Genomic DNA, 13,175 nt, shown 5'->3' with positions numbered 1-13,175 from the left:
GGCGGCACTCCTCGCGGCTGACCCGGTTGTCGTGAACGCAAGCCGAAAGCAGAGCGTTTCACCGGTCTTTCCCGAAGGGCAGATAGGCCGCCTTTGGCGGGCAAACCCGCTGAAAGGCCTTGATCGCCCAATCTGGACCGGTCGGCATGCCCGCCCAGACTGTCACGCACCTCTGAACGGATCTTTGCCGCCTGCGGATGATCTCCCTCGACAGAGGAGGCGTCAGGCTTTTTGCCGGGGCCTGCTGAGGCAGGCTTGAAACACTGTGAACGAGGCATTTCGACGTCCGTTGACCGACTTTTGCGATCCTCTCGTTGACAGCGGAACGTCCGCCAACGTCCCAGAACTGCCACTCGGGCGGCAGGCACCCAAGTTCCCTCCTGGCAGGCGCTTGCGGCCGCAGACGAGGTCGCCGGCGGTCTGAGCGGGCGGACTTATCGGCCGGCTCGGTCCAGCCGGCCCATGTGGCAAACAACGGTTGGAAAATGTCCCGCGCGATGTTATATCTAAGGGGTAGGGAATAGTGTCTGTCATGTTCGACAGGGAGTTATTCATTGATTGAACCGTAATCGGAACCCAGGAGGCCTCTGAATCTCCAAAGGGAACGAGCCCGCTGGACGGGAGGTTCTCAAAACCGAATTCAAGCCATCCCCCTTATAGCAGGGTTCTTTCAATCAGCTCCCATCGACATTGCGGCGGATGCTGTTCTCTGTATAGCAGTGCCGCCCGCCGTCCACCGACGGCGGGCGTCTTTTTCCCCGCGTTGCGAGGACCCTGTGACATGGAAGTCGTCATCTGTCCGACCCACGACGATCTCAGTATCCGCGCAGCCCGGATCGTCGCCGAATTGCTTCGTGCCAAGCCCGATGCCGTTCTCGGCCTGCCGATCGGTTCAACACCGATCGGTCTCTACCGTGAACTGGTCCGAATGCATCGCGAAGAGGGCCTCAGTTTCGCCCGGGCGCGGGCCTTTACCCCGATCGAATACGTCGGCCTGGGCCCCGAGCATCCCCAGAGCAGCCATCGCTTCATGCGCCAGTATCTGTTCGATCACGTAGACATGTGCCCCGACAAGGTCTACGCCCCTTCGGGTCTGGCGTTGGACCTGGATGCTCACTGTCTTTTCTACGAGCAGCAGATTGCCGACTGCGGTGGGATTGATCTTCAAATTCTGGGCATCGGCACCGACGGCCACATCGCGTTCAATGAGCCCGGCAGCTCATTCGATTCCCGCACCCGGCGGGTGGCCCTGGCCCGCCAGACGATCGACGACAACGCCCGCTTCTTCCCGAGCCGCCAGCACGTGCCGCTGATGGCGGTTTCACTTGGGATCGCCACTATTCTTGAGGCCCGCCGGATCTTGCTGCTGGCCAGCGGCCCGAACAAGGCGGCGATTCTGGCGGCGGCCGTCGAGGGCATCGTCAATGAGATGTGTCCGGCCAGCGCCCTGCAGCTTCACGAACACGTCACCGTCCTGGCCGACGAATCGGCGGCCTCGCGGTTGACCCTTTCGGCCGGGCAAGGACGGTGAGAAAAACTGAAGGATTAAGGCGGGATTGCATCGACAGACGGTCTTGACTCATCCTTCAGCCTTCATGGTCAGCCATCGCCGTCCCCCGAGGCGGACCAGCAACGCCGCGAACCACGTCCCGGCCGTGAGCCACATCACCATCACCGGCAGCAGCAACCTCAGGTCCACGTGCCCCAGGGAAACCATGTGTGCCCGAAGCCCCAGCAGGCTGAACAGGACCATCACGATGACAAATCGATGACGGCGGGACAAAACCGTCGCCACCAGTCCCGCCCCGCAAGCCAGGGCCGTCCAGCGTGAGTAACCGTATTCAAACGAACGTCCCGCCAACACATGATACAGACCCCGCAACTGCCGGCTGACGAGATCACGTGGGCTCCGCATGCCGAAAAGGTACTTGGCAGGTGAGACCGGTTCGCCTGCGAAGGGATCCGCTGCGACCTGCTCGGCCGTCGGCATCGCAACATCGGCGGGCACCGACTGCCCTAGAAACTCGAGGTTAACCAGTCCGCGTGCCTCCCGCTGTTCCATCGCCAGCGCGTTCCCGTAAGTTCGATACTGGTTGACGTAGAACGGGAGCACGATCAGCAAAGACAGGAGCAGAGCTACCGCAGCCTGCAGGAGCGTCCATCGTCGTGAGATGGCCGCCCATGCCGGCAAAGCCGCCAGCGGAACCAATTCCACGTTGCGCAACCAGATCAGAACCCCCCCCGCTGCTCCCGCAAGCACCACGCGTTTCCACGAGCGGCTATCCCCCTCGAACAGCAGTAACAGCACCGCCATCCATAGGCACAGACCCATCTCCTCGCGCAGCCCTTCGCAACAAAGGTTTGCCAGGTATGAATCGGCAGCCAACAAACCGGCCACCACCACCCCGACCACCGGATCGAACAGGCGGCCGATGACCAGCCCCACGATAGGCAACATGGCCACCCCGAAGACCCAGCTCCAGAAACGCATGGCGTGGTCGGGGTTGGCCGCGAGCCGCAGGAGTGGAGCGTGCATCGCCGACCACAACGGCGATTTCAGACCTGCGGCGTAGGGATTGAAAGTCCGTTGTGCCTGCTGCTGGAAATGCCGCACATCGGGCTGCAACGGATTGGCCCGAACCTGCTCCATGACCTCCTGGCGCCAGAAGGTGCCGGCGGCCGTCACGGCGGCCAGGGCCAGAACCATCGCCCCCTTTGGCCATTCTCGACGCACCACCAACCAGTACCCCGCGAGCAGGCCGACCAGCACCACCATTCCCACGGATGCCAGATCAAGGGCTAGACCCGCACCCCCAACCGCCCGGACAATCAGCATGCCCGCCGGCGGGATGGCCGCAAGAGCGGCTTTCCGACGCGACGAGACGTCACATGGACAGGTTGCCCACCATGCCGCGCAGCCCGCAGCCAGAATGATGAGTGTTGCCAGATCCGTCACTTCGATGCTCCTGGTGACGCGAATCCCAAGGCCGACGGCCTTCTTGCGGGTTGCGATTCAAGGATTCTGCGGTCCGGAAACATGTCCGCAAAACACGCGCCGGCGGCAGTGGAAAAGTCTAGTGACCCCCGATGGCCGAAGCAAACCCCGCCGTCCGGCGGCGCCCGCTCCAAAACAACACAAGACCAAGACAGGTGTCTGCCGACATGTTATGATGCGACCGGAATGGCGCTCCAGAGGGCTGTTTCTCGGCCCTCCGGTTCGCGTCCTGCACGTGGTCACGCGGTTGCACGGAAAGCCGTCCATGAGCGATCTTCGCATCCTTCCGATCCGGACACTGGGACACGGTTTCATCGAGGAACCCTACCTGCCGCCGGGCAAAGATGAGTATTACCTGCGCGATCAGCAGTGCCCGAGTCGGCCGGACCGGTATCGAAGCCTCCGGGCCGACGAGATCGAGGTGCTGATTCGCAACGGCAATACGGCCGACAGTTGGGACAACATCCGTGTCACCGAGCAGTTCGCGCCGCACCGGATCAAGCGGTGCGAGTTTTACGGGCTGGTGCGAATCGGGCGGCTTGAGGAAATGATGCTCGAACATCACGACATGCGCGTGCCCGTGGGAATAACCGACAGCCGCATCATCGCCTGCGATTTCGGCGATGACGTTGCCGTCCATCACGTGCGGTACCTGGCCCATTACATCATCGGCGACCACTGCATTCTGTTGAACATTGACGAGGCCCACACCACCAATCACGCCAAGTTCGGCAACGGGATTGTCAAGGAAGGAGAATCGGAAGAGATCCGGGTCTGGATGGACCTGATCAACGAGGCCGGAGGCCGCCGCGTGATGCCCTTCGATGGCATGACGACCGGCGATGCGTACTTGTGGTCCCGTTACCGCGACCGACCCGCGCTGATGACCCGCTTTGCCGAGATCACCCAGCGCATGTTCGACACGCACCGGGGTATCTACGGAACGATCGGCAAGGACTGCGTCATCAAGAACACCGGGATCATCAAGGACGTTAAGATCGGCGACTGCTGCTATATCAAGGGGGCCAACAAACTCAAGAACCTGACCATCAACTCGACCGAAGCGGAGCCGACTCAGATCGGTGAGGGTGTCGAGATGGTCAACGGCATTGTGATGCCGGGTTGCCACGTCTTTTACGGGTGTAAGGCGGTCAGGTTCATCATGGGCTACAATAGCAACCTGAAATACGGCGCCCGGCTCATCCACTCCTATCTGGGAGACAACTCGACGGTTTCCTGCTGCGAGATCCTCAACAACCTCGTGTTTCCCGCACATGAACAGCACCACAACAACTCGTTTCTCATTGCCTCGCTGGTCATGGGACAAAGCAATATCGCGGCGGGCGCCACCATCGGGTCGAATCACAACAGCCGGGCGCCCGACGGCGAGGTTCATGCCGAACGCGGCTTCTGGCCGGGGCTTTGCGTCAGCGTCAAGCACAACTGCCGGTTCGCTTCGTTCACGCTGCTGGCTCGCGGCGATTACCCCGCCGAAATGGACATTCGCCTCCCCTTCTGCCTGGTGAGCAACGACCCGGGCGGCGACCGGCTGCGGATCACGCCGGCGTGGTGGTGGCGGCATAATATGTACGCTTTGGCCCGCAACACGTGGAAGTTCAGAGCTCGCGACAAGCGTAAGTGCAAATGCCAGCACATCGAGTTCGACTATCTGGCCCCCGACACCGCCGAAGAGATCTTCACGGCCTTGAGGCTGCTGGAGATGTGGGTGGCCAAGGCCGCGTTGCCAAGCCGGGGCGAATCCGCCGAACACATGTCGCCGGACGCACTCGCCGAGACGGGGCGGCGGTTGCTCGTGGAATCGCCCGACGAGGTCGACAGGCTTGAGGTTCTGGCCGAAGGAGCCGAGAAATCCTCGCGGAAGGTCGTTATCCTGAAACCTCGCCAGGGTTACCTGGCCTACCGGGACATGCTTCACTATTACGGTGTGCGAAACCTGGTCGACTACCTGATGGCCGATCCACAGGCGACCCTGGCGTCGGCGGCCGAGGCACTGGCCGGCCCGCAGTGGCGGAACTGGGTGAACGTCGGAGGGCAGATCGTCCGGGCGGATGATCTGGAAACCCTCCTTTCCGGAATCGAGCAGGGGCTCCACCAGACATGGCACGCCATCCACCGGGTGTTTGACAGTTGGTGGGCCAAGTACCCGCTGGATAAGCAGCAACATGCCTTCGCCTGCCTGACCACCTTGTTGGGGAGCAACTCACCGTCGAAGGACCAGTGGGACGCTGCACTGGACCGCGCGGTCGAGATTCAGCACTACATTGCCGACGCGGTTTTCAGCTCCCGCAAGAAGGACGACGAAGACCCCTTCCGCCGAATGGTCTACCGGACGCCGGAGGAAATGACGGCGGTCCTGGGCCGGGCCGAGGATAACAGCTTCGTCAGACAGGTGCGCGAGGATACGCACGCATTCATTTCCCGAATCGAAGAGATCCGCCGGCGGGGATAATCGCCTCACCATCGCGAGATGGGAGCAACTGCGGCGGCTTGGCCAACGCCGCCGGAACAGGCTTCATCCAGGACTGCTCGTGGCCTGATCGCGCGGCGGAACGATCAGCACCCTGAATGGCAATCGCTTTTCTTCCACTTGGCTCAAGGCGCCGGCCCGCCGGTGTTGACCAGGCCCTTACCTCTCGACCGTCCGGAACAGTCGTCCATCGCCCGGGTCGAGTCTGACCTTCACTTGGCGGTCCGCGGGCAGGGTTTCGCCCTCGGACCACTTGCCCGTCTTGCGGTCGAGTTCCTGAAGCTTGCGCCCAGGGATCGCGATCTTCAACTCCGCCTCCGCCGGTTCTTTGTAGCTGCGATTCACGATCATGAAGCTCGTTGTTCGTCCGGACGCACCGAACAGGCCGAGCACGAACTCGCCTTTGCCGACAATCTGCACCGGCGAGTCGGCCGGAACAGCCTGCGTTCCGTAAGGCAGCGGGGCGGTGTGGTAGACACCTGTCGAATCGAGTTGCAGCAACCACGGGCCGAGCTTGGCCATCTCGCCGTTGAGCTCGGCAACCACTTTGGCCAGCGGCGAGGGCTTGCCGTCCTGGTAGATCCCGCCGTAGACCTTGGGCATCCAGTAGACGAAGTAGCTGATCCCGCGCCCCCCGTAGGCCATGGTTGTGTATGCCAGCCAGCGCATCTCGGCTGCGTTGGGCAGCCGCCACACCTTCTCGCCGTTGCAGGCCTGAACGATGTTCAGGAACGGCTTGTTCGCCTCCTGGGCCGCCTGCCGGATCAACGCGAGGTTCAGGAAATACTGGCTGCCGTCGCCGGTGAGCAGGAAGTGGTAATGGTCGTAACTGATGAGATCCGGCTTGACGATCTCGATGAACGCCTTCAGGTGCTCACGGTAGGCCAGCACGGTCTTGTCGCTGGTGCCGACGCCGGCAAAGTTCTGCGGGTAACCTACCTTGGCCCGCTCGGCAGCGTCCGCGCTGACGCCAAGCTGGGCCTCGGTGGCGTAGGTGGGGAAGAGGTTGATGTATGCCAAATGGTCGGGATCCCGCTCGCGCAGGTAGGCAACCAGTCTGCCCAAGCCGGGAAACGCCCCCGCCCCGGGTTCGTCGGTAATGTAGTACGCCTCGAGCGCCGGGTGTCTTTTCACCCGCTCGATCAGCGTGTCCAGTTGGGCGCGCTTGGCCGGGTCGTCGAGCACGTCGGGGCTCAACAGATTACTGGTCAGCATGGCCCGCAGGCCGTGTCTGGCCGCCACGTCCAGGCCTTCGACCGGCACCCAGGTCAGGTTGTAGTTCTCCGCAGCGACGTTCGCCAACGCCTCATCCGTCGCCGGCGGCGGGCACCAGAACGTGATGATGAACTGCTTCTGTTTCCAACCCTTGGCGGCCGGGGGCTCTGCCGCGCCGGCAGCAATTGACAGCGTTGCGAGAAGTGCAGATGCGATGATTGTCTGTCCGTACATGGAAGATCCTCTTCTTATGCCCGACGGTCTATCACAGAGGGCCGACGAGGGCGTCGGCCCCTCTACAGGCCGTTCATGCCCTGTCGCGTCACGGACGCGCATCCTCAACAACGTTTCACCGCATCACGATTGCCGAGACGGACGACCTTGGGCTCACCGAGGCTCGACGGCCACGGCAGGCTGTACGGGATACCCGGCAGCAGGTCGAAGCAGTTGTCGGCCAGCGGGGCTTCGCCGTCCACGTCCAGGCAGACGCCCCAGGCGAACGCCTTTGACGACAGCGTCAGAATCCCATCCTTGACGGACATTTCGATCCTCGGCTCGACGAACTTGAGGTCCTTGAAACGCTCGATGAACAGTCGGTGCTGGCTGACCATGCGGCCGTCTTTTGAGAGGACAGCGAATGCCCCCGCTGAAGCGGAGCCGAGTTGCTGCCACTTGTTCTTGTCGATGGTCGCCAGCACGGTCGACGCGTTGGCTGGCAAGGTCACCGTCTTGCGTTTGTCGTCCTCCAGGCCGCCGGCCAGGCGGAAGAGCCCGCTGCGCAGCTTGCCCGACCACTGGCTCGTCGAATCGTTGACGCCGAAGACCAACACCTGGTCTTTGTCCTCGGCCACGACCACCCGCACCGGTTGAAACGCCCGCCGAACGGGGTGATAGGCGAGCTTCTTTCGCAGGTAGTAGTCCACGATCGTCCAACCGTGGGTCACCGGCCAGGAATCGTTGTACATCCAGAAAATGGCCGACGAACTGCTGAACATCCGGCGGCGGTAGTTGGCGATGTACTCCTGCAAGCCCTCGGCCTGCATCAGGGCGCTGACGTAGGCATAGTCCTCCCACTGCATTTCTTCCGGGTTGAGCCCGGTCCACATCTCGACCGTCGCGTAGGCCCGGCCGAGATCGCCGGGAGTCGGGGCGTTGCACGCAAACGGGTTGTCGTGATGGTCCCACTCCGGCGACAGCAGGTATCGTTGGTCTTCGGACAGGAACTGCCGCAGCGTCGCCGGCGAAGAAGCACCGATCACGCCGCCCTCGTTCGGAAAGCGATCCACGTATTGGCGGTATTTCCAGAAGTCCGCGCCGTGCGGTTCGAGGATCGACACGCCCCAGGGATGCTGATCGCCGACCGTGGGGTCATTCGGTTCCATGTAATCCGGCGAGTAGGGCGAGCTGATCCAGTAGGCCGTCGCCGGGTTCTCGCAAACCGCGATCTTCGGAATGTCATGGTGAAACAACGCGTAGTGCGGGTGCGTGCGGTGTTTGTTGTCGTACCCCCAGTTCCAGTCCCCCCACTCGATCTCGTTGTTGCCGCACCAAACGACCAGGCACGGGTGATGGGCCAGATCGCGAACCGCCCAGGTTACCTCGCGACGTACTTCGGCGGCGAAATCGGGATGGTCGCCCGGATACTTGGCGCAGGCAAACAAAAAATCGTGCCAGATGAGAATCCCCGCTTCGTCGCAAGTTTCACACAAAGCATGGTCAGCGAAGCAACCGCCGCCCCAAACACGAAGCGTGTTGAAGTTTGCTTCGACCGCCAGTCGGACCAGGTCGCGATACCGTTGCGGCGTCACCCTGCTGTACAGCAGGTCCGGCGGTACCCAGTTGCCGCCCTTGCAGAAGATCGGACGATTGTTGATCCGGATGATGAAGTGGCGGCCCTCCTCCGGGTGCGGCGATTGGTCGATCTCCACGCGACGCACGCCTGTCTTGCGGGTGACTGCCTGAGTCTCGCCCGAAGCGGTCAGCTCGACGTCGACGGTATAGCGAGACTGCTCACCGTGGCCGATCGGCCACCAGAGCCGCGGGTCGGCCAGGTCGATGATGAGCTCGTGATTGCTCTGACCCGGTACCATGCGAACCTTCGCGGAGATATCCTGGCCGGTCTCGCGGATGCGGACCCGCAATGTGCCTTCGACCTCCGAGTCGCCCCGATTGAACACAAATGCCCGGGCGTGGACCTTGGCCGATCGCAGATCCGGCGACGGGATGGCAAAAACCGCCGCCTGCTCCAGGTACGGCCCCGCGTGCCATTCCAGGCGAACATCGCCGAGAATCCCGACGTTCATCAGCCGAGCATTCCAATCCCACCCGCACTGGTACTGCGGCTTGCGATGCCACGGCCGCTTGGTCAACAAGTCGATGAGGTGACAGTGATACTCGGCACCGGGCTTGTCCGCGGCGGAGTGAATGCCCGTGGAAAGCTTCACGATCAGAAGATTGTCGCCCTCCTGCAACCTGCCGGTCACATCGAAGCGAGCTGGGCGGTGAGCATTCGCATGATGACCAATCTCCTGCCCGTTAAGCCACACAACCGCCTCGTACTCCAGCTTGTCGAACACCAGCCAGGCGTGTTGTTTGGTCGACTCTTCAGGAGCAACAAATGACCGGCGGTAGATCCAGAACTGCTCCTCGACCCAGCGGGCCTTCAGCGAGTTCAACCCGACGTTCGGATCGTCGATCAACCCCGCGTTCATCAGGACGGTGTGGATGGGAGCCGGCACAGCGGCATCGAGCATCTTCCGTCCGCGCAACGTGGGGGCCGTGTAGTGGTCCGGGTTCATGAGCCCGGAGCCTTCCGCCCAGGTCAGGCCCCATCTCCCATTCAGGTCCATCGTGCCAGGCATGACTCTCCCCTAAGGCGGACCGCCTTTTTGCGGGCCGCAACCCAAGTGCTCTGCGATCCAGAAACATGCGAGCAAGCCGCACAGGTATCTGGCCGTAAGGTTCTAACCCCGCCCTCGGCATACGTCGAATCCTCGTCGGCGCGGCGTCCTCCACGCGGGAAACAAACGAGGAACCTGCCTCGGACGCTGGATAAAGGGTATAGAATCTACTCGTTTCTCTGACGAACGGCAAACAACAGCCGCGGCTATAAAACACCGGGTACGTTGGTCACTTGCAAGGCAAGGCCTAATATCTGGTATACGAGTACGCCGCTGACAGCCCCCGGCAACGCCTGGGTCGCCGCCGCAAGGCTGGGGTGTCCGCCACTGACCACCGCATCGGTGGCGGAGTCTGCCGGATCAGCGCATTCTTGTGGTCCGCGTGCTTTCGCGCAGCGTCCCAAGGCGGCCTTCGGCCGCAACCGAAGCACCCGGCGATCCGGAAACGTGCGCCCAAGCCGCGTGCTTTCCCGGCCGTAAGGTGGTAGTTGCCGGTCTCGGCCCAGCCGTGCAAACCGCGGGACGATGATCCTTGCCGAGGTACGATCATGATTGTCGGTGTGGTGAAGGAAAGCTTTCCCGGCGAACAGCGAGTCGCTCTGGTGCCGTCATCCGTCACCGCTCTGATGAAGAGTGGTTTTGAGGTCATCATTGAGACGGGCGCGGGACTGGCGGCCGGTTATCCCGATTCGCAGTATCACGAAAAGGGAACCAAGGTGGTGCCGACTCGCGGCGAAGTCTTCGCAGGTTGCGACATCCTTCTTCAGGTTCGGACGCTCGGGGCAAATCCCCGGGCCGGACGGGCCGATCTGGCCTTGCTGCGGCGAGATCAAATCCTCATCGGTCTGGCCGAGCCGCTGATGGCCGCTGAGGCAATTAGAGCCTTGGCCGAAAGCGGCGTCACGCTGTTGGCGCTGGAGCTCATGCCCCGCATCACGCGGGCACAAAGCATGGACGTCCTCTCCAGCCAGGGGAGCATCGCCGGATACAAGGCGGTTCTCATGGCCGCCGACACGCTGGGAAAAGTCTTTCCCATGATGATGACCGCCGCCGGAACAATTCAGCCGGCCAGGGTTCTGGTCATCGGAGCGGGCGTGGCCGGGCTGCAGGCCATTGCGACCGCCAGGCGGCTGGGCGCCGTCGTCAGCGGGTGCGATGTTCGACCCGCCGTCAAGGACCAGGTCGAAAGTCTCGGGGCCAGGTTCGTCGCACTGCCCGTCGAGACCGCGGGGACCGAAACGAAAGGCGGGTATGCGAAGGAACAAACCGAGGAGCAGCTCCGCAAGCAGCGCGAGCTGATGGCCAGGGTCGTGGCCGAAAGTGACGTGGTGATCACGACGGCGGCGATCCCCGGTAAGAAGGCCCCCGTGTTATTGACTGCGGACATGGTCAGGAGGATGCAACCGGGTTCGGTGGTTGTGGATCTGGCCGCCGAGCGGGGCGGAAACTGCGAACTGACTCAGCCCGACCGCACGGTGGTGGACAACGGCGTGATCATCATCGGCCCCGTTAATCCCGCGTCATTGGTACCCTGCCATGCCAGCCAGACCTTCTCGAACAATATGGTCCAGTTGCTTCAGCACCTGATCGCCAAGGACAAACAGGTCCGGATCGATACCGGCGATGAAATCACCCGCGAGATGCTGGTCTGTCGCGACGGGCAGATCCTGCATCCGCGCGTCCGGGAAGCGATGGGCTTGACGCCGCCGGCCGGACCGGAAAGGAGTGATGGCTGATGCTGATCATGCTGTTGACCATTTTCGTGTTGGCCGTGTTCGTGGGCTTCGAGATCATCACCAAGGTTCCGCCGACGCTGCATACGCCGCTGATGTCGGGCTCGAACGCGATTTCGGGCATCACCATCGTGGGGGCGGTGCTGGCGGTGCATGCCGGCCATCCGATTCTCAGCGGAGTCATCGCTTTCCTGGCGGTCACCCTGGCCATGATCAACGTCGTGGGCGGCTATCTGGTAACCCATCGGATGCTGCGGATGTTCAAGAAGAAGGGGTAGCACGGTGTCTGATCCCACACTCAACCTCGTTTACCTCGGCGCATCGGTGCTGTTCATTCTGGGCATCAAGGGTCTGACGCACCCGCGGACGGCGGTCCGGGGCAACTTCATCAGCGCCGTGGCCATGCTGGCGGCCGTCGCGGTCACGATCATCTTCGGCCACCCGCACGGGCTGCCGATCGTGCTGGCCGGCCTTGTCGTCGGGGCCCTCATCGGCGTGATCTTGGCCGTCAAAGTGCGGATGACCCAGATGCCGCAGATGGTCGCCCTGCTGAACGGGTTCGGCGGTGCGGCCTCATTGCTGGTGGCGTGGTCGGCGCTGATCGAAAAGGCGGCGACGCGGGCGGCGGCAACTCAGCCAACCTTGCCTCCTCCCGAAATGGCAGCGGTCGGCGACTTGCAGATGACGATTGCGACGGCAGCGTCAGGCCTTATCGGCGCAGTCACCTTCTGGGGCTCTTTGGTCGCGTTCGCTAAACTTGAGGAAATCAGGCGGTTCAATAAACCCGTCTTCCTCCCGGCTCATCAGTTGATCAACTTCGGTTTGCTCTTGCCGGCGGTCCTGCTCGGCGCCTGGATCGTATGGCAGCCCGAACACGGCATGTGGATCTATTTCCTGTTGGTCGCCGTCGCGAGCGCGCTGGGCGTTACGCTGGTAATGCCGATCGGCGGAGCCGATATGCCCGTGGTCATTGCCCTGCTGAACAGCTACTCCGGCCTGGCCGCGGCGGCCACCGGCTTTGTCATCGACAACAATATGCTCATCATCGCCGGCTCGCTGGTCGGAGCCTCCGGCATCATCCTGACACGAATCATGTGCAAGGCGATGAACCGATCACTGGTCAACGTATTGTTCGGAAGGCTGGGGCCGACAGCCGCGACCGCCGGCGCCGATGACGTTTACGGAGGCAGGATCAAGAGCACGACTCCCGAGGAGGTGGCCATGCTGCTCGAGGGCGCCCGGCGCGTGGTGGTGGTGCCCGGTTACGGCATGGCCGTGGCCCAGGCTCAGTACGCCGTCCGCGACCTCTACCAGGAACTGGAAAAACGGGGCACGACCGTTGAGTTCGGCATTCATCCGGTCGCCGGACGCATGCCCGGCCATATGAACGTGCTGCTGGCCGAGGTGAACATTCCTTACGACCGCCTCAAGGAGATGGATGAGATCAACTCCGGCTTTGAACAGACCGATGTCGTCATCGTGCTGGGAGCCAACGACGTCGTGAACCCAGAGGCTCGCCACAACCCCAACAGCCCCATCGCGGGCATGCCCATTCTCGATGTGGACAAGGCCCGCACCGTCGTGGTCATCAAGCGTAGCCTCAGCCCTGGCTTTGCCGGCATCCCCAACCCGCTGTTCGCGATGGACAATTGCCTGATGCTCTTCGGCGACGGTAAAAAAGAGGTTGTCGCACTGATCGAGGCGCTGAAGCGGCAATAAATGGATGACGGGCGACGCACGCGCGGGTGGTCCGGATTCTCCTGTGCGTGTCAGCGCACGCTCTGCCGCCAAGCTGATAATCATCTAGCAAGCCTCCGAGAGGTATGCTGTTGGTTCGTGTTCAG

The 13,175-nt window shown here is 62.4% G+C and carries 8 protein-coding genes; 5 read left to right on the top strand and 3 right to left on the bottom strand.

Annotation, left to right across the window (positions count from 1 at the left end; all coding sequences use genetic code 11):
- The first annotated feature begins 781 nt into the window (after window positions 1-781).
- Window positions 782-1,531: a glucosamine-6-phosphate deaminase gene (nagB, locus tag PLL20_05270; protein HPD29383.1), complete on the top strand. Its 750-nt coding sequence runs from the start codon at window positions 782-784 to the stop codon at window positions 1,529-1,531.
- A gap of 48 nt (window positions 1,532-1,579) precedes the next feature.
- Here the strand turns inward: nagB and PLL20_05265 are convergent, their stop codons facing one another.
- A complete protein-coding gene (locus tag PLL20_05265; protein HPD29382.1) occupies window positions 1,580-2,956 on the bottom strand; it encodes a glycosyltransferase family 39 protein in 1,377 nt (458 codons plus the stop codon).
- 304 nt (window positions 2,957-3,260) lie between these two features.
- Here PLL20_05265 and PLL20_05260 point away from each other — a divergent pair, with 304 nt between their 5' ends.
- A complete protein-coding gene (locus PLL20_05260; protein HPD29381.1) occupies window positions 3,261-5,465 on the top strand; it encodes a DUF4954 family protein in 2,205 nt (734 codons plus the stop codon).
- A gap of 177 nt (window positions 5,466-5,642) precedes the next feature.
- Here PLL20_05260 and PLL20_05255 read toward each other — a convergent pair whose 3' ends face one another.
- A complete protein-coding gene (locus PLL20_05255; GenBank protein HPD29380.1) occupies window positions 5,643-6,932 on the bottom strand; it encodes a hypothetical protein in 1,290 nt (429 codons plus the stop codon).
- 104 nt (window positions 6,933-7,036) lie between these two features.
- Window positions 7,037-9,559, bottom strand: a complete 2,523-nt coding sequence (locus tag PLL20_05250) for a hypothetical protein (protein HPD29379.1) — start codon at window positions 9,557-9,559, stop codon at window positions 7,037-7,039.
- A 587-nt stretch (window positions 9,560-10,146) separates the two neighbouring features.
- Between PLL20_05250 and PLL20_05245 the strand changes: the two genes are divergently transcribed.
- The 3 genes from PLL20_05245 to PLL20_05235 are packed head-to-tail and all read left to right on the top strand — an operon-like array spanning window position 10,147 to window position 13,050.
- Complete coding sequence (locus tag PLL20_05245; protein HPD29378.1) at window positions 10,147-11,334, top strand: Re/Si-specific NAD(P)(+) transhydrogenase subunit alpha; 1,188 nt, start codon at window positions 10,147-10,149, stop codon at window positions 11,332-11,334.
- Window positions 11,334-11,609 (top strand): NAD(P) transhydrogenase subunit alpha, encoded by a 276-nt coding sequence (locus PLL20_05240; protein ID HPD29377.1) that lies wholly within the window; start codon window positions 11,334-11,336, stop codon window positions 11,607-11,609. Before PLL20_05245 ends, PLL20_05240 begins: the two co-directional genes overlap by 1 nt.
- A 4-nt stretch (window positions 11,610-11,613) precedes the next feature.
- Complete coding sequence (locus PLL20_05235) at window positions 11,614-13,050, top strand: NAD(P)(+) transhydrogenase (Re/Si-specific) subunit beta (protein ID HPD29376.1); 1,437 nt, start codon at window positions 11,614-11,616, stop codon at window positions 13,048-13,050.
- Window positions 13,051-13,175: the final 125 nt, after the last annotated feature.

This window comes from Phycisphaerae bacterium, from assembly GCA_035384605.1.
Lineage (GTDB): Bacteria > Planctomycetota > Phycisphaerae > UBA1845 > PWPN01 > JAUCQB01.
The sequence above is the reverse complement of the archived record's forward strand: the minus strand, read 5'-3'. Positions and strand labels throughout refer to the sequence as shown.